24 protein-coding genes and 1 pseudogene are annotated in these 26,488 nt (G+C 55.9%); 8 read left to right on the forward strand and 17 right to left on the reverse strand.

Annotated features, from left to right (window positions below; all coding sequences use genetic code 11):
* Positions 1-496: 496 nt before the first annotated feature.
* The 3 genes from DB51_RS00005 to DB51_RS00015 form a co-directional block, all read right to left on the reverse strand.
* Positions 497-2,668 carry an ATP-binding cassette domain-containing protein gene (locus DB51_RS00005; RefSeq protein WP_051867091.1) on the reverse strand — a complete coding sequence of 724 codons (2,172 nt, stop codon included), beginning with the start codon at positions 2,666-2,668 and terminating at the stop codon, positions 497-499.
* Positions 2,665-3,108, reverse strand: coding sequence for a MarR family winged helix-turn-helix transcriptional regulator (locus tag DB51_RS00010; RefSeq protein WP_084674496.1), 444 nt, complete (start codon positions 3,106-3,108; stop codon positions 2,665-2,667). The genes DB51_RS00005 and DB51_RS00010 overlap by 4 nt, the downstream gene beginning before the upstream one ends.
* A 361-nt stretch (positions 3,109-3,469) precedes the next feature.
* Positions 3,470-5,011 carry a Cna B-type domain-containing protein gene (locus tag DB51_RS00015; protein ID WP_162174585.1) on the reverse strand — a complete coding sequence of 514 codons (1,542 nt, stop codon included), beginning with the start codon at positions 5,009-5,011 and terminating at the stop codon, positions 3,470-3,472.
* Here DB51_RS00015 and DB51_RS00020 point away from each other — a divergent pair.
* A complete protein-coding gene (locus DB51_RS00020; protein ID WP_156958161.1) occupies positions 4,986-6,821 on the forward strand; it encodes a glycosyltransferase in 1,836 nt (611 codons plus the stop codon). The genes DB51_RS00015 and DB51_RS00020 overlap by 26 nt on opposite strands.
* 211 nt (positions 6,822-7,032) lie before the next feature.
* On the opposite strand, the gene DB51_RS00025 is transcribed toward DB51_RS00020, so the two are convergent.
* Positions 7,033-7,278, reverse strand: coding sequence for a lipopolysaccharide assembly protein LapA domain-containing protein (locus DB51_RS00025; protein ID WP_034250599.1), 246 nt, complete (start codon positions 7,276-7,278; stop codon positions 7,033-7,035).
* Between the two features lie 685 nt (positions 7,279-7,963).
* On the reverse strand, positions 7,964-8,389 hold the full coding sequence (locus DB51_RS00030; protein ID WP_034250600.1) for a hypothetical protein: 426 nt from the start codon (positions 8,387-8,389) through the stop codon (positions 7,964-7,966).
* Positions 8,390-8,709: 320 nt separating this feature from the next.
* On the opposite strand from DB51_RS00030, the gene DB51_RS00035 reads away from it, so the two are divergent.
* Positions 8,710-9,561 (forward strand): MBL fold metallo-hydrolase, encoded by an 852-nt coding sequence (locus DB51_RS00035; RefSeq protein ID WP_034250601.1) that lies wholly within the window; start codon positions 8,710-8,712, stop codon positions 9,559-9,561.
* A 130-nt stretch (positions 9,562-9,691) separates the two neighbouring features.
* Here DB51_RS00035 and DB51_RS00040 read toward each other — a convergent pair whose 3' ends face one another.
* From DB51_RS00040 to DB51_RS00050, 3 genes are read right to left on the reverse strand one after another with little or no spacing between them, the layout of a single operon-like run.
* A complete protein-coding gene (locus tag DB51_RS00040) occupies positions 9,692-10,660 on the reverse strand; it encodes an NAD-dependent epimerase/dehydratase family protein (RefSeq protein WP_202961967.1) in 969 nt (322 codons plus the stop codon).
* Positions 10,661-10,711: 51 nt separating this feature from the next.
* Complete coding sequence (locus tag DB51_RS00045; protein WP_034250604.1) at positions 10,712-10,891, reverse strand: hypothetical protein; 180 nt, start codon at positions 10,889-10,891, stop codon at positions 10,712-10,714.
* Positions 10,884-11,555, reverse strand: a complete 672-nt coding sequence (locus tag DB51_RS00050) for a DsbA family oxidoreductase (protein ID WP_034250605.1) — start codon at positions 11,553-11,555, stop codon at positions 10,884-10,886. The genes DB51_RS00045 and DB51_RS00050 overlap by 8 nt, the downstream gene beginning before the upstream one ends.
* 92 nt (positions 11,556-11,647) lie before the next feature.
* Here DB51_RS00050 and DB51_RS00055 point away from each other — a divergent pair, with 92 nt between their 5' ends.
* Entirely contained in the window at positions 11,648-12,229 is a 582-nt protein-coding gene (locus tag DB51_RS00055; protein WP_034250606.1) for a TetR/AcrR family transcriptional regulator, read from the forward strand.
* 702 nt (positions 12,230-12,931) lie between these two features.
* Here the strand turns inward: DB51_RS00055 and DB51_RS00060 are convergent.
* From DB51_RS00060 to DB51_RS00095, 8 genes are all read right to left on the reverse strand, one after another.
* Positions 12,932-14,272: a hypothetical protein gene (locus DB51_RS00060; protein ID WP_156958162.1), complete on the reverse strand. Its 1,341-nt coding sequence runs from the start codon at positions 14,270-14,272 to the stop codon at positions 12,932-12,934.
* A gap of 28 nt (positions 14,273-14,300) precedes the next feature.
* Positions 14,301-14,723, reverse strand: a complete 423-nt coding sequence (locus tag DB51_RS00065) for a hypothetical protein (RefSeq protein ID WP_034250607.1) — start codon at positions 14,721-14,723, stop codon at positions 14,301-14,303.
* A gap of 124 nt (positions 14,724-14,847) precedes the next feature.
* On the reverse strand, positions 14,848-15,756 hold the full coding sequence (locus tag DB51_RS00070; protein WP_034250609.1) for an ABC transporter substrate-binding protein: 909 nt from the start codon (positions 15,754-15,756) through the stop codon (positions 14,848-14,850).
* A gap of 55 nt (positions 15,757-15,811) precedes the next feature.
* On the reverse strand, positions 15,812-16,468 hold the full coding sequence (locus DB51_RS00075; protein WP_034250610.1) for an ABC transporter permease: 657 nt from the start codon (positions 16,466-16,468) through the stop codon (positions 15,812-15,814).
* Positions 16,469-16,470: 2 nt separating this feature from the next.
* Complete coding sequence (locus DB51_RS00080; protein WP_034250612.1) at positions 16,471-17,136, reverse strand: ABC transporter permease; 666 nt, start codon at positions 17,134-17,136, stop codon at positions 16,471-16,473.
* Positions 17,133-17,945: an ABC transporter ATP-binding protein gene (locus tag DB51_RS00085; RefSeq protein ID WP_034250616.1), complete on the reverse strand. Its 813-nt coding sequence runs from the start codon at positions 17,943-17,945 to the stop codon at positions 17,133-17,135. The genes DB51_RS00080 and DB51_RS00085 overlap by 4 nt, the downstream gene beginning before the upstream one ends.
* Positions 17,946-18,246: 301 nt before the next feature.
* Positions 18,247-18,753, reverse strand: coding sequence for a hypothetical protein (locus tag DB51_RS00090; RefSeq protein WP_034250620.1), 507 nt, complete (start codon positions 18,751-18,753; stop codon positions 18,247-18,249).
* The gene (locus tag DB51_RS00095) at positions 18,750-19,322 is read right to left on the reverse strand and encodes a TetR/AcrR family transcriptional regulator (protein ID WP_051867094.1); all 573 of its coding nucleotides are present in this window, start codon (positions 19,320-19,322) and stop codon (positions 18,750-18,752) included. Before DB51_RS00095 ends, DB51_RS00090 begins: the two co-directional genes overlap by 4 nt.
* Positions 19,323-19,414: 92 nt before the next feature.
* Here DB51_RS00095 and DB51_RS00100 point away from each other — a divergent pair, with 92 nt between their 5' ends.
* From DB51_RS00100 to ptsP, 5 genes and pseudogenes are all read left to right on the forward strand, one after another.
* Positions 19,415-19,999 carry a DUF1349 domain-containing protein gene (locus tag DB51_RS00100; RefSeq protein WP_034250623.1) on the forward strand — a complete coding sequence of 195 codons (585 nt, stop codon included), beginning with the start codon at positions 19,415-19,417 and terminating at the stop codon, positions 19,997-19,999.
* A 280-nt stretch (positions 20,000-20,279) separates the two neighbouring features.
* Positions 20,280-22,406, forward strand: coding sequence for a glucose PTS transporter subunit IIA (locus DB51_RS00105; protein ID WP_034250625.1), 2,127 nt, complete (start codon positions 20,280-20,282; stop codon positions 22,404-22,406).
* A 51-nt stretch (positions 22,407-22,457) separates the two neighbouring features.
* Complete coding sequence (locus DB51_RS00110) at positions 22,458-23,321, forward strand: PRD domain-containing protein (protein WP_051867095.1); 864 nt, start codon at positions 22,458-22,460, stop codon at positions 23,319-23,321.
* A gap of 132 nt (positions 23,322-23,453) precedes the next feature.
* Positions 23,454-23,720 (forward strand): HPr family phosphocarrier protein, encoded by a 267-nt coding sequence (locus DB51_RS00115; protein ID WP_034250627.1) that lies wholly within the window; start codon positions 23,454-23,456, stop codon positions 23,718-23,720.
* Positions 23,710-25,417, forward strand: a pseudogene (ptsP, locus tag DB51_RS00120) (phosphoenolpyruvate--protein phosphotransferase). The gene DB51_RS00115 and the pseudogene ptsP overlap by 11 nt, the downstream one beginning before the upstream one ends.
* A gap of 162 nt (positions 25,418-25,579) precedes the next feature.
* On the opposite strand, the gene DB51_RS00125 reads toward ptsP, so the two are convergent.
* The gene (locus tag DB51_RS00125; protein ID WP_051867096.1) at positions 25,580-26,467 is read right to left on the reverse strand and encodes an AraC family transcriptional regulator; all 888 of its coding nucleotides are present in this window, start codon (positions 26,465-26,467) and stop codon (positions 25,580-25,582) included.
* Between the last annotated feature and the right edge of the window lie 21 nt (positions 26,468-26,488).

Raw genomic sequence — 26,488 nt, forward strand, 5'->3', positions numbered from 1 at the left:
GAAACTTTGCGTGACGAGCTTTTAATGAACAAAAGAAACCCCTTCAAATCAGTATTCACACAGTACTGCCCAAAAAAATGAATACCGTGTAGTATTCCCCCGTTTTTAGAATAGCGGGTAGCCTGTGGCCTGTCAAAAGCCGTAACACGCCACATATCCCGCGCCCATACGACAACGAGGAGACCCGCTATGGGCGTTTCCTCGCGCTCTAAGACCTGGTAACGATTGAGAAATTCACCAACACCTCACACGTTTCTGCGTCTGAAACGAGGCCAGCACCACTGTCGCCTTCGCAAGGTCCGTAGTATCCCGGACTTCCTGAATCCCGGCAGAAACTGATGAAATCACCACGCAGCTCCTGCACGAACAGCGACATCACGGTCGGTTAGGAATTATCCAAGACCGTGTCTACCGCTGAATTTCGGCTGTAAAGTACTTGCGCAACGCCTGAGCCGTGAACGAATTACCGTGCATAAGCAGTTGTTCCGGCGGGCCTTCAAAGAGGACGTGCCCGCCGTCTGCCCCCCGCACCTGGTCCGACATCGACAATCCAGTCGGCCTGCCCGATGAATCTGAGATTGTGTTCTATGACGACGATGGTGACCGACCTGTTGACAATCAAGGACTTGAGCAGGTCGATGATCTGCTGGATGTTTGATTCGTGCAACCCGCTGGTGGGCTCGTCCAGAACCAGCAGCTTCGTGCTCTCGTTCATGAGGAACTTGGCCAGTTTCAGACGTTGCAGCTCACCACCCGAGAGGGTGTCCAGCGACTGCCCGATTGACAGATATGCGAGTCCGACCTCTTGCAGATGGCGCATGGCCGGCCCCAGTGATCTGGAATACAGTCGCTGAGCCTCTTGCGCCGTCAAGGCAAGGGCCTGCGCGATATTCAGCCCATGGTGACGATACCGTAATGCCTGTTTGGAGTATCGCGTTCCGTTGCAGTCTTCGCACACCGCCGAAGTGTCGGCCAGATAAGCGAGGTCTAGCGTAATCACGCCCTTGCCCTTGCAAGTGGGGCATCTTCCTTCACCGTTGTATGAGAACAACGAGGGGTCTTGATTCGTGGCGCTTGCGAAATCGGAACGCAAGGCGTCGAAAACGCCCAGATAGGTGAGGAGATTCGAGCGGTGGGTCGTATGGATGGGTCGTTGATCCAGCAGTATTCCTTGCTGCTGTTTGAGCAAACCTTCCGACACCAAGGTGCTTTTCCCTGAACCGGCGACGCCGGTTATCACGCTTAGCGCGTTCCTCGGAATTCTGGCGGAGACATTGACGAGATTATGTCTGGTGACGTTCTCGATTTCAATGAATTCACCATCTGCCGTCGAGCCTTGAGTCATCGTCCCGCGATTTCGCAGAGCATGGCCGGTTCCGGTGTCGCTGCCCAGCAGCCCAGAGTATGTACCTTGGAACGTTACCGTTCCCCCGTGGCTCCCTCCTCCGGGCCCCATATCGATGACATGGTCGGCGATGTTGATGAGCTCCGGGTCGTGATCGACCATAACGAGAGTATTTCCCTTATCTCGCAACCCTTGGAATATTTGCGCCACACTCACGAGATCATGCGGATGAAGACCCACACTGGGTTCATCGAAGATATACAGCACATCGCTCAAGGGGCTGTTGAGATAGTTGGCCAGCTTGAGACGCTGCGCCTCGCCGCCGGAAAGCGTTGTCGTCACCCTATCCAGACTGAGATAGCCCAATCCCACCTTGACGAGATTATCTATCTTTGCGGTTATCTCCTTGACTATCACCGCCGATGAGCCGGCATCGATTCCGCTCATCCACTCATGAAGCTGCCGAATGCTCATCGAACTGCACTCCGCAATGCTCGTTCCCTTGATTTTCGCGGAAAGCGCCTGCTCATTCAACCTCGTTCCCTTGCACGACGGGCATATTCCGGTCTGCGTGATTCGCATGATGTCATGCTCGTAGGTGCTTGAGTCCCGATTCATGATTGCCTCAATCCTCGGAATGAGACCTTCGTAGCTTGCGCTTTTATGCCATTGCGCCGACGGGTGCGCCGGTTTCTGCCGCTTCCCGTACAGCAGGAGCTCCAAGGTAGCAGCAGGCCAATCTTCGACCGGCATGTCATTGTCGAAGAAACCGGATTCCGTGTATCTCGTCAGTCTCCAACCCCCGGGTTGAAAGGTTGGGAAACGGATGGCCCCTTCCTTCAGGGTTTTAGACATGTCAAGAAGAGATTTCGGGACGATGGTTCTCGTAAAACCAAGACCCTGACACGTCGTGCACATCCCCGACGGGGTATTGAAGGAATACGCCATCGAATATCCGATGAAGGGTTTGGCGATACGGGAGAACAGCAGACGCAGTGCGGTGTATAGGTCGCTATACGTTCCCACGGTGGAACGTGCGTTTCCGCTGAGCTGTTGCTGACCGACCACCAGGGAAAAGGGCACATTATCTATCCGTCCGACCGTCGGTGCAGGATATTTCGGCAACAGTTGCTGAACATAGGCACTGTATGCCTTGTTCACGTTCCTCTGCGATTCCGCGGCGAGAGTCGAGAACACCAGCGAGGATTTTCCCGACCCTGATACACCCGTGACCGCCGTGATTCTGTGCTTGGGAATGCGCACTGTGACATTCTTGAGATTGTTCGTACAGGCATTCTCGACAACGATATCGTGACTGCTCATTTGGCAGACCTGCGATTGCGAAGCGCTGTCACAAGCTTTTGCGACATTTTTTCGAACTGTACCTGCTCACTTGCCGTCCACACCGATCTCGCGACATCGGCCAGTTCCTGATGTTGACGATCGACGTTGCTAATGAAAGCCTGGCCGGAAGCAGACAGGTTTGTCTGCAGTTCTCGTCGGTCACCCGTGCCCGGCACCTGATCGACGTAGCCAAGCGATTTCAGCTCGCCAAGATTCTTGGACAGTTTTGAACGCGTGATTCCCAAACGCTGACTCAATGCGGAAGGTAGAACCGAGCCCTCCGTCAATGCGAACATGATGTCGTATTGCAACCACGTTATGCCTTGCGGATTCACACGATTTCTCTCGGCCACGAATTCGCATTGCAACAGCATGAGAGCCGAGTTGAAGGAAGCGGAAGACCCGTCATTTGATTTCATATTGGAAACTATATCATAAATGAAACTATAATGAATCATCATATTGACAGGCTCGCCCCAGATGCCCGACCTTCACGCTGCGGCAAGTCAATATGCACGGAACCGCCCTCCGCTCCGATCGATACAACTCAATCACGGAAACTCGGATGGTTCTTCGTCAGTGGCCTCAACATGACCGAATACCAGTGCGCGGTGCCTGTCGTACCGTTTCGCAGCGCAGGAACAGGCCAGCACAAGGAGAGGCCCACCACCCCACAATCGGAGTGGCGGGCCTCAACGCGAAAGGCATTCGTGATCCTACCGCGTTCAAGACGTGGGCAGTGTCTCGTCATGCTCGGTTACTGCCCACGCATGTTGGCGATTATCTTTTGGAACGCTTTCTTGAGGACAGCAGGATCCCCGCACCTGCGACTGCCAACGCCAGCATCGCTCCAATCGCCGCATACACTTGGGCGCCGGTCTTTGCAAGTGTCCCACCGTTGCTCTTTGCAGGTGGATTGTTCCCAGGAACAACGACTTTACCTGGCGTATGGGTGTTGGTGATGTCGAAACCCTCGACCGTGGCGGTGTACCCGTCAACGGCATCCTCACTGACCGTGTACTGAATCAGTTTTCCACCATCGAACTTGGGAAGATTCTCAAACGCATACCGCCAGCCATCAGCCGCGGAAACCCGCTTGGACTCCACCTTCACACCATTCGCCAACACATTGACCACAACATGATCAGGACGAAGACCATCACGATTACCATCATCATTCCAAGACTTCACACCCGCAACACCAACCACCTCAGGAATTCTCTTATTCACCACCGTTTTGGTCACTGCATGATCCGAGGTGAAATCTCCTGCAACGACCTTGATTGGCGTGGCATCCAACTGGTACCCATCCGGTGCCACGGTCTCGATCAGGGTGTAGCTGGTTTTGAGAACACCATGGAGCTCTCCGTTGCCATTCGCGTCGGTTGTTATCTTACCGACCTCAGCGCCCGTTGCGTCTCGGGTCACCGAGAAGACGGCACCGGCCAGGGGGCTGTTCCCTTCATCTGTCTTGTGTATCCGTATGGTAAAGACACTGCCCTCGCCTTGACCACCAGAAACGGTATATCTAACGTTCGTGGTGGTGTCTTTGATGACGGTCTCATGCGACAGCAGCTCTGCCTTATTGGCGAATACCTCACCATCTATAGGCGTATACGAAAGCTTGACGGAATAGGAGATTTTGAAACCATCCGAAGCGGCATAGTCACCGAGCTTGACATTCATTCCCTTGCCGTCAGCATCTATTGTGCTGGCGTACGAAGATGTCACATCGGTGACATCCGAAAATCCCCAGCCGGACGTGTTGTCATTCCAAACCCACCGGCCTTTGGTCACCTGAATCGAACCTGGGACGATGGTGCCGCCATCGAACTGCAACCTGTCGCTTACAGATGCATCCGTCCGTGCCGTGCCATCCCTGTTCACGTAAATCGAATAGGTCAATGTGCCATCATTATTGAACCATCCGGACTTCCCGATAGGCGCATAATTGGGCTTATCGGGACCCGTATAGTTCACATCACCCGCATGAACGACCTTGCCGTCGATGGTGAGATTTATCGGCACGCTCGTGGCTTCCTTTACCACAGTGGAGTCAACGCGCGTGTAGAAGAAGAACGATCCCTTGACATCGGAATGCGTATCAACGTACGGAGCATAGGTGATAATCAAGGTCTTCGTAGACGCATCGACCGTCACCGATGCCACCACACTCCCATCTGATGACTTCAAATCAAATGATGAGGTCGCCTCCAGGGTCAGCTGATCAGGAAGCTTTATAGTCGTCGTATCCCCGGATTTGACATCTTTCCCGGAAAGATCGAAATCTCCGTTGATGCGAAAATCATCCCATCTACCCACATTTGGGGAAGAATTACCATTTGTGCCTGTGACCGAAAAATTATTCAGCACCCCGGTAATTTCGGCCGCATCAGCCACAGCACCTGATAGCGTCATTGCAAGCAGGCACAAGAAACTTGTCACCACGAGAAAGATCCTGCGGAACAGAGATCCTTTCGCATTTACATCTGATTCAGAGTCCCCACTCCGAAAAAACGGAGAAAGTCCTTTTGCTCGGGCTCCCACGTCTGAATTCAATCGAATCATATTATCCCCATCCCCTAGAAAAACCCAACAGAACAAGCTTATCATGGGCGTAAATTCCAAAACCGGGCCCCGGAGAAGCCCTTTCGCCCGCGATTACATCATTTTGGATCCGCTCGGTTTACGGCAAACCACACCGGAATATTCTGAGGACTGCATGTTGGTTCTCAACTTCTGCAACAGAAGATTGTCTATCTACGAGGACAAAAGCATTACCATGTCAGCACTTAAGGAGAGTGTGATGAAGATTCTTATATCAACTATTTTCCAGGACGCCGGTGAAGCCACTAGGGCATTGCGCATGGCCGGCATCATTCGCCGGTACGCCCCGGTCGACAAGCCGGTCGACATCGCGTTCGTATCACGGGGAGGCGGATTCAACCAGCTTGCCGAGGACTCCGGGTTCAGGATAATATCCGCAAAACCACATATCACGCATGCAAATTTCCATGATGAGTTTCATACGGCATTCGGTGATCTGATAGGTGACCTGCAGGTCGCCAAAGCATTGCTGCAAGGCGAGATCGAGGTGTACAAGCGTGAATCACCCGATGTCATTGTCAACGGTTTCTTTCCCGTCTCGACGATTGCCAGACGCATGGCATGCAGCAGCGCAATCGGCATCTCTTTCCTGCCGCTACCCCTGGTGAGAAGGTTCACCCAAGAGGTCACCCGATTCCCCGAGGAATCGGCTCTCTCACGACTGCCCGAGAGCCTTCAGAGAGCCATCATGCGATGTATTCCGACTAAAGCGAAGTGCGCCAATCCTGCTTTGAGACATCGGACACTTGCCCGCGCGGCGTATGAAATGGGATGTTCGGAAAAGCTCGACAACATTTTCGATATGCTCTCCTCTCGATGCTATCTCATCAACGATTATTCGATTTTCTATGATGCGGACAGCTACGGCGAGAACGTCGTATTCACAGGTCCTTTGATTCCACAGACCACAGAGAGCTCGATCTCCGATCCCGGCGTGCTGAAGGCACTCTCACTGAGCAATCACAGGAAAAAAGTCTTCTGCTCATTGGGAAGTGTGGGGAGTAAGGAGTTGTTGCAGGAAATCGTAGCCATGCTCAATTCTCCGCAAGGTCTCGATCTCGGTGGTGTTATTAGAGTGCCCAAGGAAACCTGTGATCTTGCCGAAGCTAAACGGATGCTCCACAACCGCCACATGTATATGACCGATAGCTTCCTGCCTGCTCGGCATCTCTGCCGACAAGTCGATGCGGTCATCTGTCATGGAGGGCAAGGCACATTACAGACTGCCATACAAGGTGGCGCTCCTGTAATCGGCGTAGCCATGCAACCTGAGCAGGAAATAAACCTACAGCATCTCGCAGATTTCGGTGCCGCAATCAAGATCAGCAGAAGACACTGGAACGCGGTGAACATTGGCACGGCGGTTGACAGAGTGCTTTCTGAGCCAGGATTCCGCATTCAATCGCGCAAACTGGAACTCATCGCCGAGAACACCGATACGGAAAAAATCATCGGCACACGGTTCTGGAAGGTCGCAGGAGATCCGAAGCGGGTACGACAGAACCTTCCTGCGGTAGATCTCTGATATGGCACGAGATTACCCGAAGTCTTGCCTCGGCCCGTCTCATCGCCCCACTCCGATGTGCCGTTTGGCCGCCTCATTTTCAGTGCCGCAGTTGCATCCGAAACATTCGCATGTCGCTATACAAACCGCACCCGTCACATGGCGCCCCCGAGGCTCCCAAGCAAAATACCCGCCCTGCGCTTGCCTGCGTAATGGGGTATCGATCAGCCGGCTACTTGAGCCGTTGTTCCGCCTCGGCCCTAGCCTCTTCAACGATTTTTCTGACATCTGATCGCTTGAATATCCATCCTATGGCGATGCCGATCACCAGGCTCACAAGGATAAGGACCAATGCCGGCATCCTTACAGAAAAGATAAGGAAATTGACCTCAACCGAATGCCAGTTGAAAAAGGCGAACAGCACAACTATCACAAGAACGGCAATCGCACATATCTGCTTTAACGAAATATTCTTCATCTTCACTCCTTACAACAATCCTGTCGTCAGTAACCAATCATCAGCTTGGACCAGAACTTGGGTGCCGCTGCATGCACCTCATCCCGATATCTTCTAGCGTAGCTTGTATTAGAACTCCTGATCCAGCCCCCGCGACTTGCAGGCACACCACGACTGTCATCAACGGCACCAAGGCGCTGCCTGCAGATACTGAACTACTCGTGCGGAGGATGAGGGAGGGCATGTATTTTCCGCCTGCCTCCGATCATCGGATGACTCACTCGCCTTTTGCTGAGCAGCGATGACCCCTTGGCCTCTAGTCTCCTGTGTGTCGATCGAAATCAGGCCAGTCAGAGCCTCGGACCCGCTTTCGACGTTCAGCCCTGCTTCCTGCAACTCGGTGTTGTCGCCTCGGTGATTGAATATCCACACTTCCCAAACACGCGATGCCACAGCGGAGCAGGCCGAAAAAGGATCAAACTCCTACACCGGCAGTTGTCCCCCTCCTCAGGAAGATCGAACAAACCACATAGACAAGGTGCACGGTTCCTCGGCACTGCGCAACGCAGGAAACCCAGGGCGTATGACGCCGAATCCCAATCAGGTGAATGCCTCTCAATCAACTGCCGACCATCAGGCATTGAGGAGCCATCCAGGAGGCAAACACCGGAAGCGGTCAGTACCTTGTTCGGCAGTCTGACTGATATCAGTTCTTGCGGTGATGCTTGAGCACCCAAGCCAGAGTCGTGGCTCCGGCAAACAAGAGTGCGTATATACTCACCGTTATCACGACATCCATGACGGGAGCACTCCACAATGATGGGAGAAGCTGCCGCATCCCATCACGCGTGAAGAAGCCGATGGTGACATGCAGCAGCAGACCAAGCCCGTTAATCCACTGGATGCGATTCAGCCAGTCGGCTGTATTCATCCTATTTCCCGCGGGCTCACCCGTGAAATTGACATAGGCAAAGCCGCCCAGGGCAAACACATTCAGCAACAACGGCACCCGCCAAACCGGCGACAGGCCACGGCTGCCGGCAAGCGCGGCAAGTGCTCCGACAATAGCTATGAGCACCGCCCAACCGCATACGCCTTCCAGGAATCTGTGTCGCTGAAAAAAGTCATACATACCAAGCAATCCCGTCACTCAACCATCTGCTCGAACGACACACCCCTGAGCCGTCACCGGCACAGCATCACATCAACTTGAACCATGAAATGCACAACAACCCACACTACACAAAGCATCCATCTGCCACCCAGCCGAGCGTGCCTCGTCGTGCGGCACTTCGGGCACTCCACCAGACTCTGCACAAGCACGAGGTCAGGCTTTCCTGCACTTCATCGGAAGCCGTGTCGCCGGGATTCACAACATATAATGCAGTGGTCAAGGCATCAACAGAGTTGCCGATTCGGGGAACAAACTTGGGGATAACAGGAGAACATCGCATGAAGATTCAACACCTGGGGACGGCAGCCGCCGAGAGGATTCCGGGAATATTCTGCAAATGCGACACCTGCAACAACGCAAGAAGGATCGGAGGCCGGGCCGTACGTACCCAGTCCCAGGCCGTCGTGGACGACACCGTGCTCCTGGATTTCCCGGGCGACACCTACCTGCACTATATTCGCGACAATTTCCCTTTGCCAGATATCCGCACGCTGCTCATCACGCATTGGCATTCCGATCACTTCTACGGCGAGGACCTGGCCTACCGCATGGGCAAGGGCATGTACGCCGATTGCAACGACTCGCATATGGACGTCTACGGCTCGCAGACCGTCAGAGGATTCTACGACAGGGCATTCTTCCTCGAACAGCATCACGACGACGATATGCTGTCCTTCCACACCATCGTCCCCGGCCAATCCTTCCAAGTAGAGAACGGCACTTACACAATCCATGTTTTCGAGGCGGCACACGGCCAGTACAGCGGCGACTGCGTGTTCTATGCCATCAGCGACGGCACGAAATCACTGCTCTACGCCCACGACACCGGCTACTTCTCCGAAGCAACATGGCAACAACTTCGGGAGGCCGGGCTCAAATACGACTATGTCTCCCTGGATTGCACTCTGGCGATGACCCCACTGCCGGAGGTCGGGGTGCCACACATGAACTTCGACCAGAACCTCAAAGTACGAGAAACCATGTGCCAGCTGGGTCTGGCGGACGACTGCACCATATTCGTCGCAAACCACTTCTCCCACCATGGCTTCGAAGGCTACGAAGACTTCACTCCTCGGGCCGAAAGCGAGCATTTCGTCGTCAGCTACGACGGCATGACCTGTTCCTTCTGACAATCGCACACCGACAGCGGAGCTATGAACGGTGAACGCATTCCGGTCATGAGCAGGTCAACAAGACCACGGCTCAGAGAGGACAAAGCAAGACGTTGTTGTCGAGTGGATGGCTGACCCGTTTATCGCATCAGACTCCATTGGCTGTTAAGACCAACCCCCGGTCGATATAGCTGCGAACGGCTTGCTCAACGGTTTCGAGTGTGTCGAACTTTGGGACATATCCGATCAAGGTACGGGCGTTCTCTATGCTGTATTGACCGCTCCGTGCAATGTGATAATACGTATGCTCACTCAACGACCCATTGTTGATGTGCTCAACCCACTGCGGCCAGGGCATGAACTCTATGTCGGGCTCCTGATCGAAGAAACGGTACATCGCCTTTGCGTACCCATACAATGTCATTGATTCAGCAGCCACCGCATGGAAGCTCTCTCCCAGAGCCTGGTTTCTGTGTTCGATTGCCTTGAAGAACATCTGTGCCACGTCATCGGCGTGAACATGGTGCAGCGTCTCCATTCCGAAATTCGGCAAGGCGATGGCTCGCCCGTCAGCAATGTCCTGGAATACTCCGATATCCGTGTTGCCCTGAGGATTGATTATGGTCCACCCCGGACCGGATATCTGACCGGGCATAATCACCGTGGAAGGGAATCCCTTCTTTCTGAACTCCTCCTTCAGGAACAACTCGCTGTCGTACTTGTTGATGCCATAGTCGTCGAGTGGTGTCTTCATCGCGTTTGGCTCGACCGGCAGGGTTTCGGCACGTCCATGCGCCCAGATCGACGAGCAGAAGAGATAATGCGACAGTTCGGTACCCTCCAAAGCTCCGACGATGCCTTTGGTGTCATCCAGACTGAAACTAATCAAATCGACAACAACATCGGCACCGAGTTCCGCTATCTTCCGGTTGAATTCGTGATCCTTGACTCTGTCGAGGCTCAACCGGCTGATATGCTCCCACTCGGTTCCTTTCACATAGGGCTTGTGCTGACCCCGGCTTACCGCAATCACATCGTTCCCGCTTCTTACCAATTTCGGGACGAGATACGACCCAATATGACCGTAAGCCCCAATAACCACTATCCTCATCCGCATATCCTTTCCTCGCTGACATCCGTGAAATTCATATCAATTCCTGCGCAGACACTACATACCTGATGCTTGATGGTTTCCTGCACCTTGCACTTCGACTGCACTCTCATCACTCTGCCCCGTGACGCAGGCTCCTGTAACCGGATCGCACCACCCCGATGTGAGATAGTGATTCAGCAGAATAATTCGCTCAGGCTTCGTTTCGTCGGCATTCTTGGCAGCTTCTTCACTCATCGGACGAATCCTTCCAGGCACGCTCGATAGCATCCGAGTACTGTGTGACGCCAACGGCCCCGGGAATGCCGAATCTCTTGTTCAAGAGTGTGAAGGGGACTCCCGTTACACCCATATCGAGCGCCAACCGCCTATCCTCACGCACTGCACGCCCGAATTCGCCACCGGAAATAACAGCTGATATCCGATGTTCAGATAAACCCACAGCCACACCGATTCGTAGCAATGTATCGGCCTCGAAGGCCTGCTGATTCCCACCGAATACTTCGGCTTGCATCGCCCGCATGTATTCCCAGCCGAGACCAAACTGATTCCCCAACTGCACCAATCGGAGCATATCGAAGGAGTTCTTCATCGGCCTGTCCACGTGATACACGAGTCCATCCTGCCGGGCCTGACGTGCGATCATCTCCTCGTTGGGACGCACCTGCTCCACTGTCATACCGACCTTTCGCGCCAGAAAATCCATGGTTGGCTTAACTTCTTTCGGAGCCTGCGGATCTATCTGGAAGGTGTGCACGTTCAGCTCGATCCGTTCACTATGCGATGACGATTCAATCTCCTTTGAGAGCCTGTGCTCACCGATATAGCACCAAGGGCACAGCACATCCGCCCACACATCGATAACGAGTTTCTTCCCTGTCTGTATTACGTCGTCAGTCATAATCCGCAACACCTTTCACATAAGTTGAGGATGACCTCAAGTTAATATCAGCATATCATCATGAGTAGGCTCGATTCTCGGAAAGGAGAAAAATGGCGCGCACCGCGAATTCACGAAAAGATGCCAGGGACAACACGGCTAAGCTGCACTCAGCGGCCCTGGCCGTTTTTGCGCGCCTTGGCGTCAACGCACCCCTTGAAGCGATCGCAAAAGAGGCTGGTGTCAGCATCGGTACGTTGTACAACCGCTATGCCACACGCGAAGAACTGTTGGAAGCACTGATGCCCGGCGCGATTGAACAGGCAAACTCAACACTCACCGAGGCATTGAAGGAATCCTCCGACCCCAAGAGCAGTCTCGAATTGTTTTTCAACACCATGATTGACCTTCAACGCACCGATTCCATGCTTAACGCCGCATTGCACGCCCTTCCCAAAACGACAGCCTCCACGAATTCCGATGGCTGCGGCGAGTTACTGGCGATTGGGTACCGACTTCTCGATCAGTGCCATGCGGCAAAGGTGCTCTCAGAGGACTTCGGCAAACAGGACCTGTTCAACATACTTTGGCTCTTCAGCAAGGCGCTATGCGACCCCGCCGCTCCGAACGATTGGGAGCACACCATACGACTGATGATTGACACCGCTTGGGTCAGACATCCCAAACAGCAATGACCTGCTGTGCTCAATCGGCGAGAAACGCTTTGAAGTTCCAGCCACAGTCCGGACAGCATGATGCCGATGCCTCTTTACCTTGTCGAGTTATCAGGAATGAATGATGATATGACGGCAGTCAACACTCTCCCGGAGTGAATACCGAGGTGTAGAAACTAGATGCATACCGTTTCTCAGAACCCTGCAGCCATATGGGTCGACAGTTGTACTGACGCATTTACTGAAATATCAGAGATGGGCACGCGGAACATGTGTGTCGAGACTGCTCTGCACGCTGATTGCCGCTTTGCTGAACAATGCCAACCGCATCGCAAGAATCCTTTGTGAACAAGGCTGATGTGCCTATCCCTCAGCTTCTCTCATTGTTCGTCGATCACTGCAGGAACCAGGAACATTCTGAGGACCCCAGGACACTGCAAACCCTCATTGAATCCCAACAAAGCAATTCGCTCGTCAATCAAGAAACGCGACGAGCTGCTTCATTCGCAGCAAGGCTTCCGCCAACCACACGAACAAAACTTCTCAAGCGTCATTCTTAAATTCAGCAACACGGGAAAGACTTTCGCACTCTTCGCCAACCACCAGCCTTATGAGAAATCCTGAGGTGATGACGGCACTCACCCGGTATCGAGAACTCTGTCCTTCCATCTGGTCTTCCAACCGCAAGGAACCATCCGCACAAAGCGTATCGAGAGTAAGGGTTCATTCTCTCGGTTTCTTCCTTCCAATAAACCCTGTGAATTTCTTGGATGCATCGCCTATCCCTGCACTGAGTCCGTCACCCAGCTGACGCCCTAATTGTGCGGCATCACCACCGAGACGTGCGCTTCCTTCGGCGACTTTGTGCGTCGTCTCGCCTCCGAGTTTGGCTGCGCCCTGCCCTAAACGCTTAGCACCTTCGCCGAGGTGCTTCACACCGGCTCCGAAGCGACTCGTACCATCAGTAATGAGCTTGCCCGCTGCGTCCGCCCAGCTTGGGGCCATCTCGATCTCAATCCGTTCGGCTTCGATACCGACTGAAATGGCAAACTGAGCCACGTGATCATTCACTTCGTCCAATATCTGGAGCGTATGCGTCACCGCGAAGGGATGTTTCACCTTCTGTTCACGGACCTTGAGACCCGATGCTTTTATGCTGGCATTCAGTTGGAACAGCTTGCTTTCGATATCGTGCAAGCGCACACGTCTCGCCTCGATAACGCCCTGCCTGTGCATTTCGACCGTTTCCGGACGCTCTGCCATCACACGATCAAGCTCCAGCACGTACAACTTGTCCTGCAACTGGACGGCGTTGCCAAGAATGGATGTCCACTCGGTGATGTCCTTCTGCATCTGGACACTCACACGTTCGGCTTCTCCAGCGTCACCAGCTTCTGACAGCTTCTTGGCGAGACCTTCGATTTTCAATAGTGCATACCCCTGTGCACGCACCAAATCCTGGGGGCAGCCCGCGATCTTCGACCATGTCGTATCGGTCACACTGCCGACTTTGTTACGAATCATCACTGTCTCATCGACCATATGGGCCACACCAACCAGGTTCGCGATTGATTGGTCCTTCTGATCCTGCAGCAGATCATCGATCTTCTTGTCGATGGTTTCCAGATAGTCTGTGATCTCTCGGATCGACTGTTCAAGAGCCATCTGCGTCATGATCCCGGCAACACCTGTCAGCATCTGCGGGTTTACCAGAGTCGATGCTTTGGATAGATTCTCAAACTTGAGAATGTGTTTGATTTTGCCGCTTTGGCGAAGCACACCGGTGCCTGTTGACCCGTACTGCGCCACCTTCTGTGCTGACTCACTGGTGAGTTTCACCCAACGGCCGCTCTGCGCAGCAAGTTCGCCGAATGCCTGCAACCCCTTACCTGCGACTTGCAGACTTTGTTTCCCGAGGTGCAGTGCCTGCTTACTGAGACCTGCATCGTCGAGCCACGAGTTGACGGCATCGTCATCGCCCAAAATCAATATGCCCTGATCATCTTTGATGATGCGAATAGCTTGCTCATCGCCCGACGCAGGAGTCATCTCCAATGAATCCATCAGATACCCTTTTCGATAAGTCAGGCAACTATTTGACTGCGGCCGAAAAGGCGCTGTTGAACAGTGAATCAGCGCGATGCCTGAGCGCCTTGATCTTCTTACGGTCCTTCTGCGGAGCCTTATCGAGCAAATCCAGACCAAGGCGAATCTTGTCGAGCTCGCCACGCCACTGACCGATGGGCGCATCTTCCGACAACTCGGCCGATTGCGTCTCGATGATCTCCTCGACCGCATCACATTGATAGCCGATACGTTCCAAGGGATCGCTGCCCTCCGGGAGATGAACCTTCTTGACCAAGTCGATGAACTTGTCCGAGAAATGCTGTTGCTGCAACCATGTAAAAGCGCTTTGAGTCATTTCGGGGGGTACGAGCTGCGCCAATGTTGTAATGATATTGACAACATTGGCGCCGGTTTTCACCACATTCCCAGGCTTCTTTGCTTTCGGCATTCTGACCCTTCCCCCGATCAGTGAACTCAATGCTTCTCAGTATAGATGCAGCACATCGCGTGCCGTCCTCTGACTCGGCCCTGGCTTAACCTGCAGAGCAGATCGCCACACAGACGGTCCCCGGCTACAGCTTCTTGTCTTTCAGCCATGCCGTTGCGATTTTGGATGCGGACTCCTGATCGGTGGTGCTGCGAACGTTCATGGAGATCAGGTCATCGGTGCTCAGCGAGGCATCGATGTCGTTGATGACCTTCACCGCCTTGTCGTCAAGTTTCTTGCTGGCGACCGGAACGACGTTCGAGGCAAGGAACAGTCCCTGGGGGTCCTTGAGGGAAAGCAGATGATTCGCCTTGAGCTCGGGGCTGGCCGTCGAGATGTTCGCGAGCTGAATGCTGTTATCGTTCAGCGCCTTGACGGTGAGCGGGCCTCCCTGGTCCTCTATCGGCGTGAAGGAAACCTTGACTCCGTAGGTCTGTTCAAGGCCTTTGGGGCCGTAGGGCCGCGTTTCGAGTTCGGAGTTGCCGCCAAGCGTCATCGTGTCCGTGACCTTCGAGAGGTCCTTGATCGTGGAGATTCCCCACTTGTCGGCGAAGGCCTGGGTCACGACGTAGGAGTCCTGGTCGGCGGCCTTGGATTGGTCGAGCACCTTCAACCCATTCGGCATCGCCTTGGACAGGGCCTGATACACCGCGTCCGAGGTACGGGCCGTCGTGTCCGGTTTCAGGTATTGCAGCAGATTGCCGGAATATTCAGGGAACAAATCGATCTTCCCCGCCTCGACCTCCGGAAGATACACCTCGCGTTGCCCTATGCGGAATTGCCGGTCGACCTTGTACCCCGACTTTTCCAGGCCCTGCGCATAGATTTCCGCGATGATCTCATTCGAATAGTAGTCCTGTGAACCGATGACGATGGCCTGCGAACTGCTGCTCTGACCGCCGTCATCCAATGGGTTGCTGTTGCCGCATCCCGTGAACATCAGCACTCCCATGAGTACCATCACGACTGCGCTTAGACGTTTGCGTGTGCTCATTCTCCGACTCTCCCTTGTTTCCCCTTGTTGATAACCGTTTACATGCATCCGGGCCCTATGCGCTGGCGTACCTCCTGGTCACGGCCCGCTGGATTGCCGCAAGAACGAGTTCCAACAGCACGGTGACCGCCACGACGAGCAATGCCGCGGCCAGCATCATCGGATAGTCGCGGGTTTTCAGACCGGCGAAAAGAAATCGCCCCAGACCGACATCCGACGTGTATGCCGCGAGGGTCGCGGTGGCCACGACCTGAAGCGTCGCCGCCCGGATGCCGCCCACGATCGTGGGCGAGGCAAGGGGAATCTCTACGCGGAACACCACCTGAAGCGGACTCATGCCGATGGCCTTGGCCCCTTCCGGAATCGACGGGTCCACCGCCTGCATTCCGGCATACGCCCCTGCCAGGAGCGAAGGTACGGCGAGAACCACCAACGCGACAAGAGGCGCCGTGATGCCGATGCCGATCCAGAGACCGACGATGGTGAGCAACCCCAGGGTGGGCACCGCCCGTGCCGCCCCGGTCAATGCGCCGATGAGTCCCGTTCCCCGCCGCACATGGCCCACCACCACGCCCAGTGGCAGGGCGATGAGAGCCGCTATGAGCACGGCGACAAGTGTGATTCCCAAATGCTGGGCCAAACGGACGGGAATCGATTCAGATCCTGCCCAGTTCGCAGGGTCCGTCAGCCAGGCGTATGCAGATGACCACATGACTATCGTTCCTCGCTTCCCACGCCGGACGTCCTACGGTTCCGCCTCCAAGGCGTCAGCAGACGACCGAGGCCAAGAATCAGACCATCGACGATGACGGCCAGCAGCATCGTGGCGACCACCCCGGTGACGACCTCGGCCATGATGCCCCGCTGGAACCCGTCAGTGAGCAGCGTTCCCAGACCGGAGACGCCGATCAACGCCCCGATGGTCACCAAAGCGATGGTCGAAACCGCCACCACCCTGATTCCGGAAATCAGCACCGGCAGGGCAAGCGGCAAATCCACACGCCAGAATACCGACCGCGGGGATTCCCCCATCGCGATGGCCGCATCCCTGACCTCCGGGTCGACGGAGGTGAACGCATCCTCGGCCGTACGCACCAGCAACGCGACCCCGTAGACGCTCAACGCGATCACCATCGTGGCGTTCGAACGCAGTGGCGTACCGAATATCAGCGGTATCACTATCAGCATCGGCAGTGCCGGAACCGCATACAGGACCGTGGCTGCACTGAGAAGAGGCCTGCCGATCTTTGGCTTGCGCGAAGCGAGCAGTCCGATGGGGACGGCGACCACGACGGCCACGATAATCGCGGGAAGCGCCAAAGCCACATGGTTCAGTGCCAAAGCCAGAAGCTGGTCGAGATTGGATGACACCCAGGTCATCGTGCCATCACCCCTACAGGACGGCCGTCAGCGTCAAGGACCATCTCACGACCTTCAACCATGGCCGTGGAAAGCTGTCTGTCCGCCCGGTCGACCCCCACGAACTCACGCACGAACTCGTTGGCGGGTTTGCTCAGAATCTCCTGAGGGGTGCCCTGCTGCGCAATAACGCCGCCTTCCCTGAGCACCACGACTTCATCTCCGAGTCGAAGGGCTTCGTCGATATCATGGGTGACGAACAAAATCGTCTTGCCAAGCGTTTTCTGCAAGCGAAGCAGCTCATCCTGCAACTCCCTGCGCACTATGGGATCAACCGCGCCGAATGGTTCGTCCATCAGCAGGATATTGGGGTCCGAAGCCAGAGCCCTGGCAACTCCGACTCTCTGCTGCTGCCCTCCGGACAGCTCATGCGGATACCGATCAGCGAATGACGCATCCATCCCTACACGTTCCAGGAGCCCAAGCGCATCCTGACGTGCGCGACGTCGCGGCACCCCATTCAGCACGGGAACCGTGGCGATGTTCTCGGCTACGGTGCGGTGAGGCAGCAATCCCCCGTTCTGCAGCACATAACCTATGGAACGGCGAAGCGCGACAGGGTCTCGCTGACGGATATCCTCTTCGTCAATCAGCACCCGGCCACTGGTCGGGTCGACCATACGGTTGACCATACGCAGCAGCGTCGTCTTGCCCGACCCTGAGGAACCCACCAGAGTCAAGGTCCGAGAGGAAGGAACAAGCAGCGAAAAATCCCTGATGGCCTGAGTGCCTTTGCCATACGACTTCGACACCGATTCGAATCTGATCATCACTCCCCCTTCGCCCGCCCCCCCGACACAACGTGGCTCAGTCTACAAGCACACGCAAAGCAGTTTCGTCCGAGCACGGGGCAGAGTGTGAATGTCTACACCCAGGTAACCAAGTGCCTTCAGCAGCAATCACTCGATACCTCGATCCTCGCCCGCGCCACCGGGACCAACGACATCTGCACCAGCGAGATGATGTGAAAAGTCACTGCTACAAGGCATTGCCGTCGCATGTCTCACAACGCTCCTGCCTCATCTGCAATCGCAGGGATGCGTGAATTCTCGCTTCTCAACCCCATCAGGGCTACCGTCGCCTTCCACGGGATACAGCCTCATCGACAGGCACTTGTTCAGGAGTTTTTCCGCTGTGCAAGAAGTGTCGGATTCTGTCGAACACACTCACGGAATCACGCTTGTTCAATGATTTGGTGATGTCTTTCCAGTGGTCCGTAAGCGGCGCTTCGCCATGCTCCCAGTAGTTGAGAAGCATCGCCAGCACTTCGCCCCCGTCGTCGATGATGGTGGAGTACTGGGTGAAGGTGCCGTCCTCGTTGAGCTGTCGCGTCTCCACCACGAACGACCCAAGCACCTGAATATAGGCGTTCCCCCGTATCGGCTCGCAAGGTTCCAAAACCAGGAAATCAAGGTCATCACGCTGCAGCCGTTGAACCAGGGACTCGAGCAGGGCTTGAGAAATCTCATCGTTGCGATAACTGTCCTGGTCTGTACGCAGCGTGAACTCGTTCATCGTTTCGACCTGCACTCCCATCATTCGACTCGGGTTGACGAGCACCGGGGACCCATTGCTCACCGCCCCACGATTCTACGCACCGCCCGCTCCACCAGATCCGGGTCCGGATCGTTGACACTGAGCAGACCATGAATGATCAGACCTTCGATAAGCGGGTCGAGCATCCGTACGGTATCGGCGTCGAAAAAGCGTCTCAGCGCCGTTCTGTTGCCGCACATCCACTGCTGCGTAATGTTTCTGAACCTTTCCTCGCGTGATGCCAGGGTATAGAGTTCGTGCGTGATTACCGATGCCTTATTCCCCTCCTCCTGGCCGGCGAGGATAAAAGTCACGATTACCGAGATGGCCACGTCAGGGGTCTCGCAGACTCGCAGACTCTCTGCGAAAGCGCCGCTGCCGTCTTGGGCGAACTGAGAGAACGCCTCGTACAGCAGGTCGTGCAGTTGTGCGAAGTAATAGGTGGTCAAGCCTAAAGGAACTCCGGCTTCGGCGGCGATTTTACGGTGTGTGGTCGCGGCGACGCCATATTCGGCTACGACCGTCAGACATGCCGAGATGATGAGTGCTCGCTTGGAGCGTTTGAACGCCCCTGATTTCCCGTCTTCACGGGCTTGCGACTGCTCGGCCATGGGACAACCACCTTACTGAAATCGCCGATATCGTTGCTATACTATTGTACATACGTACAGTTCCGGTTGAACTTCGAGAAGGAAGCCACAGCATGCAACAGGCGATCACATGGAACAAAGGTCACTGGACTCACGACCCTGCACTGGTCGACATCAGTGATTCACGGATGCGCGTGACCGCCCGTGAAGCTTCGGACGCCTGGCGCATCACATCCTATGGATTTATCCACGACTCCGAGCATGCACTCACCGCACCCTTCCAGATGGAATCCGCGATGGAGGTCACCTTCAGAGCCGACATGTCCCAACAGTTCGACCAGGCGGGTTTGTTTATCCGTGCCGATGAATCACACTGGGTCAAAGCCGGTCTGGAACAGTCAGACGGCGTGCTGCAGTTAGGAGCGGTGGTCACCTACGGCACATCGGATTGGTCGGTTTCACCCACACCGGAATGGAACCATCGCATCATCACCATCCGTGCAAGTTGGTCGAATGACGCCATCACGCTCCGCGCAAAGGCCGACGACGAAGACTTCCGTCTGGTCAGAGTGCTCCCCTTCGAAAAAAGCGCACATGTTGAGGCCGGCCCCTACATTTGCGCACCAAGCCGAGCGGGCTTCTCCATCGACTTCCTATCCTGGCAGACAGCCGAAGCCGACACCGCGCTTCACGGATAGCTTTCCGCAGACCGTGCGCCACGGACTCCCCGATGCCCATATCGAGATGGCATAGCATTCTCTCCGGCCCGAGCACTTGTCTTTCAGACCGCAACATGTCGCGGCGTTGAACACGCCCACAACGGTGTTGCGCCTGGCGGCGTTCGGTGATACCGTTACCAGCAATCGCGGTACAGCAGGGTTGCTACTCAGTGAAATGAGGCAAGACCTGGGACAGGGTATATCTGTCCCAGGTCTTTTTTTGTTTTCATCGCGGTGTGTATCTGTGAAGAAGGAGACAATGATGTCAAATACACAACAGTCTGCCGAGAGCATCATCTCCGGCGTCGGAGGCTCGGCCAATGTGCGCAGTATGACGCATTGCGCCACACGGCTACGATTCGAGCTCCGGGACAACAGCAAGGCCGACCAGCAGGCATTGGAAGCCATACCCGAGGTGCTTGGAGCGCTTGCGCAAAGCGGCAATCGCTATCAGGTGGTCATCGGCGGCGGCGTCGAAACGATGTACAACGCCATCGTCGCACTGCCCAGCATGGCCAATGTCGCTCATGGCGAGGAGTCGGAGGATGACGGCACATCCGGCACCTCCGATGCGGATGTCAAAGCGGCGGCAAGAAGCAAAGCTCGCGGAAAAATCGCCTGGCTGGATTCGTTCTTCGAATATCTTTCGGACTCTTTCCGCCCGATTCTCGGCGTTCTTCTCGGCGCTTCCCTAATCATCGCCTTCGCATCCGTGATGGACGCGCTTGGCATCGTGGATTTCCGCTCTCCCACAAAACCCGCGGGATGGGTGCTCATCGACGCGATGTGGCGAGGAGTGTTCTACTTCCTGCCGATCATGATCGCCTACAATGCCGCCAAAAAGCTGAAGGTTGATCCATGGCTCGGTGCAACGGTTATGGCCGCTCTGATGACGCCGAATTTCATGAGTCTTTCGGATATCAAGACATTCCCGAACGAAACACTCTGCGTCGTCAACCATACGTTGAACACCAGTTCCTGCACCACCAAGATCTTCGGCCTCACCATGCAGCTGAATGACTATGGCGGCAACGTGTTCGTGCCTCTGATGATGGTTGCCGTGCTCGCTCTGGTCTATCACGGCTTCAAGAAAGTCATCCCCAGTAGCGTTCAGATGGTATTCCTGCCCTTCCTGTCGATGATTATCGTCATCCCGCTCACCGCATTCCTCATCGGCCCGCTGGGCGTCTGGCTCGGCAACGGCATCGGCGCAGGTCTGGCATGGCTGAATACCACGGCTCCGTTCATCTTCGCCATTCTGATTCCCATGATCTATCCCTTCCTCGTCCCGCTGGGCCTGCATTGGCCTCTGAACGCCCTGATGCTGGTCAACATCCAAACTCTCGGCTACGACTTCATCCAGGGCCCCATGGGCGCGTGGAACTTCGCCTGCTTCGGCGCAACCGCAGGTGTGCTCTTCATCGCTTGGCGCAACAAGGACAAGGTCATGAAGCAAACCGCGACCGGCGCTTTGGTTGCGGGTCTGTTCGGAGGCGTTTCCGAACCATCTCTCTACGGCATCCATCTGCGTTTCAAGAGAATCTACCCGCGTATGCTCGTAGGCTGCTTCGCCGGTGGCCTTACGCTCGCCATTCTGAGCCTGCCTTACGGCGGCGTCCGAACCGGGGCATTCGCATTCACCTCGCTGCTGACCATCCCGGTGTTCAGCCCCATGTGGGTCTACGCGATTTCAGTGGCCGTTGCATTCGTAGTGGCCATGGTCCTCATCATCATCAGCGACTATCGCACTCCCGAGCAAAAGGCAGAGGCAGCAGCGGCTCTCGCGAAGGCCGAAGGGCAGGTCTCCGCAACGGTTTCGGCACAGGAACCGATTAGCGCACCGGCACCTCTCGGCCAGCAGACAAGCACTCTGCTTGCGGATGCCCCAGGAGATCTGGCCTCATCATCCGGCTCTCCGACGGCAGCGGCACCTGTTTCCGTGGTCCACGCTCCGATCGCAGGGCGCGTGATCACTCTCGACGAGACCGGTGACCCGGTATTCGCCACAAAAGCCTTGGGCGAAGGCGTCGGCATCGTTCCTGAAGGCTCCTCGGTGGTATCCCCGGTTTCGGGAACACTGCTCAGCGTAGCCAAGACCGGTCACGCCTTCGGCATCAAAACGGATGACGGCGTGGAGGTTCTGGTGCACATCGGCATCGATACGGTCAAGATGAAGGGAGAGGGCTTCACCGTCGCCGTGACCAAGGGCAGCCGAGTCACCGAGGGCGACGTGCTCGCCACCGTTGACTTCGATGCGGTTCGCGCAGCAGGCTACAGCACGACGACCATCGTCACCGTCACCAACACGCTGCGCTTGCATGCCGTTGAACCGATAACGGATGTTACCGTGGAGATAGGCGATCCCATCATTGCAGTGGAGCATTGAGACAAGGGATTGACGGTGTGCGCATGGGCTTCGTTTTGAAGGGAGGTCGTCATGGAGATTCTTCGAGTATTCAACAATAATGTGGTGTTGGCGAAGGACGATCATGCCGATGAGGTTATTCTCACAGGCCGAGGTCTCGGCTTTCAGACGAAGCCCGGCGCACACGTCGATCCGACGAAAGTCGTCAGAAAATTCATTCCCTCCGATGGCCGCGATCCTGATCATATGGCCGAAATGCTCTCGTGCATATCGCCGGATATCATCCAGCTCGTAACCGACGCCATGCAGGCCTCCGGATTGAAAGATCTGTCACAGAACAAACCGATGCTGGTTATGGCACTCTCGGATCACGTCGGCTTCGCGCTGCAGCGCATCAAGAAGGGAATAGCGGTCGAGTACCCGCTTCAGGCGGAAGTGGAGCATCTGTACCCCGAAGAATATGCCAAGGCAAACGAGCTGTTGCATGCCTTGAATACCAAACTCAACGACGTACTGCCGAAGGCGGAGGCCATCGCCTTCGCCCTGCATCTGGTGAACGCCGGTTTCTCATCCGGCGATCTGACCTACACGTACACGATGACCGGCATCATTCAACAGATGTTGGCGGTTGTGGAAAGCAGTTGCAACGTCACACTTGATTCGAGCTCCATCAATGTCGGTCGATTCATCACGCATCTGCGCTATCTCTTTGTGCGTATACACCAGCACAAGCAGCTCGAAGGCGATGAACGCTCCCCCATCGCCACCGCGATCATGCAAAGCTATCCAGAGGCGATGGATTGCGCGCAGAAACTCGCGACCATCGTCGAACTTCGTTTCGACGTGAATCTCACCGATGACGAAATCGCCTACCTTGCCTTGCATGTATACCGCGTGGCCCAACAGCCCAAGGTCGGCAGCAAGAACAGGCAATAACCAAACTTAGGGGCTGCCGCATGCGAAGCCCCTTGATCTGGGTCCTGACTTAAGTACCCACCGTCCTGCAGACGACGGCGGCATTGATTCTTCCGTAGTGACTGCTACTGGATTGTTTAGAAAGGAATTCTCATGATTTCAAAAACCGTCACCGTAGGTGCAGCATCAGGTCTTCATGCTCGCCCGGCAGCTCGCTTCTCACAGGCAGTGGCAGACTCAGGCGTAGATGTGGACATCACGTTTCACGATGAGACCGTCGATGCCTCCAGCGTGCTGGAATTGATGACGCTCGGCGTCGGCAACGGCGATGAGGTGACGCTCAGCACTGCGAATGATGCCGACGCGTCGACCCTGGATGAGCTTGTGGCTTTGCTGGCCAGTGATCTCGATGCTGAGTGAAACACTTCTCAAAACCACCGCGCACACACTTCACGGCATCGGCGTAAGCGCCGGGGCGGTCCACGGTCCGGTGGCTGTCGTGTCCACCGCCATCGGCGTGGACGGCAATGAAGCGCCGTCACATGACGCGGAGGCCGACAGCGCCACGGTCAAGGCCGCGATGACCCATGTCGCGGAACAGCTCAAGGAACGCGCGGATCGCAGCGTCGGGGAACTCGAAGGACGTACTCACCGCCACCGCACAGCTCGCCTCCGACCGCGGGCTGCTGAAAACCGTGACCAAACATCTTCAGAACGCCGAAGGCATCACCGCATCCGTGCACAACGCCGTGGGTGAATACGCGGGCAAACTGCAGAAGATCGGCGGATATATGGCCGAACGCGTCACCGATCTGTATGACGTGCGCGACCGGGTCATCTGCGAGCTGCGAGGCGAGGCTGCGCCCGGCGTCCCGGAACTGAAGGAGCCGAGCATCCTCGTGGCCCGCGATCTGGCACCTGCGGAGACCGCCACCTTGGATCCGAAGATCGTGCTGGGCATCATCACCGAGGAGGGCGGGCCCACAAGTCATACGGCGATTCTGGCCGCGCAGTTGGGCATCCCCGCGGCGGTGAAGGTATCGGGAATCGTCGAGGCCGCGCACGAAGCCTCCGAGCTCGCGTTGGACGGCGGCGCGGGAACGGTGCTGGTCGACCCTTCGGCAGCCGAAATCGACGAACTCAGCGAACGTTCCGCCCGCAGGACGGCATTGCTCTCAGGTTCCCAGGGTCCGGGTCTGACGAAGGACGGCAGGCCTATCGCCTTGCTGGCCAACATCGGCAGCGCCGCGGACGCCTCCAAGGCGGCGGCAATCGACCTTGAGGGGTCGGGGCTTTTCCGCACCGAGTTCATGTTCCTCGACAGACAGGACGCTCCGAGCGTCGAGGAACAGACGGATACCTATACCCGCGTGCTGCAGGCCTTCGGTGACCGTCGGGTCGTGGTGCGCACTCTGGATGCCGGCGCGGACAAGCCTCTGGCGTTCACGCAGATGCCCGAGGAGGAGAACCCCGCACTCGGCATCCGAGGCCTGCGTCTGGGCATGCGCAAGCAGGAGCTGCTGGATACGCAGCTGGAAGCGCTCTCCCGGGCGTACCAGGCGACCCATGGCAACGTGTGGGTGATGGCGCCGATGGTGGCGGATGTCGACGAGGCGCGCTGGTTCGCACAGAAGGTCCGCGCGCTCGGACTACCCAAGGTCGGCGTGATGATCGAAGTACCGGGAGCTGCCCTGCGTGCTTCCCGCGTGCTGCGTGAAGTGGATTTCGCCTCCATCGGCACGAACGACCTTGCGCAATACACGATGGCCGCGGACAGGCTCAACGGCGACCTTGCCGGACTGCTCAGCCCATGGCAGCCAGCGGTTCTGGAGATGATATCCTTTGCCTGCAAAGGCGGAGCCGCCACACACAGCCATATCGGCGTATGCGGAGAAGCCGGCGGAGACCCGCTGCTGGCATTGGTGTTGGCGGGCCTCGGCGTCACCTCGCTGTCGATGGCGCCCAAGAAGGTCGCCGCCGTCAGGGCCTCGCTAGCGATGCATGATTTCTCGCGTTGTCAGGACATGGCGCAGGCGGCGCTGGACTCCTCCAACGCCACCGAAGCCAAAAGCGCGGTACTGGCCCTGGCCGACCCGGCGGTGAAGGATCTGCTGTAAGCACTACAGCTTCGACATTGTCGGGGTTCGCATCAGGCAACATACGGAGATGCGAACCTCGACCCCATCCTCTCGGATACTGTCTGTTGCCACTGACGGCGATATGATTCGCACGCCATGCCGGAGCGCCTTCCAGAGCAGCGGCGACGCGAGAGTTGATTCCTAATGTTGGAACAAGGCTCTCAGGAAATCGATATCTATCTCCAGATCATTGTTGATGGTTGACCGGAGTTGGCGATAGCGCAGAGGCGTCGCGTCTTGTGATTCCTTGAATTTTCTGGAGAACACTTCGGCGCTTCCATACCCGCAGCGTTTCGCTATCTCGGCTATGCTCATCTCGGTCATACTCAGAAAATCACATGCTTTGGCGATGCGTATATGGTCGATGTACTCTTTCATGGTCATATCGTTTGCCGCGTGAAATTCTCGCGACAGATAGCTTCTGTCGATATGCAAATATTCCGCAACGCCCGTCGCGGTGATGCCTTCCCCATAATGTTCATCGATATATTGCATGGCCTTGGTGATAGTTTCGCCTAAATGCCGCGTCGAACGATTGGGGTTCAGAGACACACGATTGGATGCGAGTCTGAATAGCAGTTCAAAGGTAATCGCATTGAGCTTGAGCTCACTGCGCACGGACCCATCGGTGTACGAGAAGCATTCGGTGAGTAGATTCAGGAACGGCAACGCCGCAGTGACCCTAAAGGCATGTTTGCCAGGCGTGTAGCCGATGGCCGAGAGATACTCATCAGGGTTGTCGGCCGTGAATCCCAACCAGCAGTAGGTCCAGGGATCTTCTGCCGAAGCACTGTATTCCGCTGATTCATCGGGCTGGATCACAAAGCAATCGTTCTTCTCCAGTGAATACACGGTATCGTCTATTCGCAGCGTTCCTCTGCCATTGAGAACGATATGGATGATGTATGCGTTGCGTAGCGCCGGGCCGAAGGAATGATTCGGCCTGGTCTGGGATACTCCGCAAAATGCGAAAGCCACACCACTGTGCTTATGCGGAGCACGCAGAATGTAATAGAGCGAGTTCTCCATAAGTACGTCCTTCGAGTCGTA

Origin of the sequence: Bifidobacterium crudilactis (assembly GCF_000738005.1) — a bacterium.
GTDB lineage: Bacteria > Actinomycetota > Actinomycetes > Actinomycetales > Bifidobacteriaceae > Bombiscardovia > Bombiscardovia crudilactis.

Coding starts and splice junctions, on each gene's coding strand:
- DB51_RS00005 (WP_051867091.1), bottom strand. CDS start 2,668: ATGAGCAGTCACGATATCGTTGTCGAGAATGCCTGTACGAACAATCTC.
- DB51_RS00010 (WP_084674496.1), bottom strand. CDS start 3,108: ATGAAATCAAATGACGGGTCTTCCGCTTCCTTCAACTCGGCTCTCATG.
- DB51_RS00020 (WP_156958161.1), top strand. CDS start 4,986: ATGCGAAAATCATCCCATCTACCCACATTTGGGGAAGAATTACCATTT.
- DB51_RS00025 (WP_034250599.1), bottom strand. CDS start 7,278: ATGAAGAATATTTCGTTAAAGCAGATATGTGCGATTGCCGTTCTTGTG.
- DB51_RS00030 (WP_034250600.1), bottom strand. CDS start 8,389: ATGTATGACTTTTTTCAGCGACACAGATTCCTGGAAGGCGTATGCGGT.
- DB51_RS00035 (WP_034250601.1), top strand. CDS start 8,710: ATGAAGATTCAACACCTGGGGACGGCAGCCGCCGAGAGGATTCCGGGA.
- DB51_RS00040 (WP_202961967.1), bottom strand. CDS start 10,660: ATGCGGATGAGGATAGTGGTTATTGGGGCTTACGGTCATATTGGGTCG.
- DB51_RS00045 (WP_034250604.1), bottom strand. CDS start 10,891: ATGAGTGAAGAAGCTGCCAAGAATGCCGACGAAACGAAGCCTGAGCGA.
- DB51_RS00050 (WP_034250605.1), bottom strand. CDS start 11,555: ATGACTGACGACGTAATACAGACAGGGAAGAAACTCGTTATCGATGTG.
- DB51_RS00055 (WP_034250606.1), top strand. CDS start 11,648: ATGGCGCGCACCGCGAATTCACGAAAAGATGCCAGGGACAACACGGCT.
- DB51_RS00060 (WP_156958162.1), bottom strand. CDS start 14,272: ATGGATTCATTGGAGATGACTCCTGCGTCGGGCGATGAGCAAGCTATT.
- DB51_RS00065 (WP_034250607.1), bottom strand. CDS start 14,723: ATGCCGAAAGCAAAGAAGCCTGGGAATGTGGTGAAAACCGGCGCCAAT.
- DB51_RS00070 (WP_034250609.1), bottom strand. CDS start 15,756: ATGAGCACACGCAAACGTCTAAGCGCAGTCGTGATGGTACTCATGGGA.
- DB51_RS00075 (WP_034250610.1), bottom strand. CDS start 16,468: ATGTGGTCATCTGCATACGCCTGGCTGACGGACCCTGCGAACTGGGCA.
- DB51_RS00080 (WP_034250612.1), bottom strand. CDS start 17,136: ATGACCTGGGTGTCATCCAATCTCGACCAGCTTCTGGCTTTGGCACTG.
- DB51_RS00085 (WP_034250616.1), bottom strand. CDS start 17,945: ATGATCAGATTCGAATCGGTGTCGAAGTCGTATGGCAAAGGCACTCAG.
- DB51_RS00095 (WP_051867094.1), bottom strand. CDS start 19,322: ATGGCCGAGCAGTCGCAAGCCCGTGAAGACGGGAAATCAGGGGCGTTC.
- DB51_RS00100 (WP_034250623.1), top strand. CDS start 19,415: ATGCAACAGGCGATCACATGGAACAAAGGTCACTGGACTCACGACCCT.
- DB51_RS00105 (WP_034250625.1), top strand. CDS start 20,280: ATGATGTCAAATACACAACAGTCTGCCGAGAGCATCATCTCCGGCGTC.
- DB51_RS00110 (WP_051867095.1), top strand. CDS start 22,458: ATGGAGATTCTTCGAGTATTCAACAATAATGTGGTGTTGGCGAAGGAC.
- DB51_RS00115 (WP_034250627.1), top strand. CDS start 23,454: ATGATTTCAAAAACCGTCACCGTAGGTGCAGCATCAGGTCTTCATGCT.
- DB51_RS00125 (WP_051867096.1), bottom strand. CDS start 26,467: ATGGAGAACTCGCTCTATTACATTCTGCGTGCTCCGCATAAGCACAGT.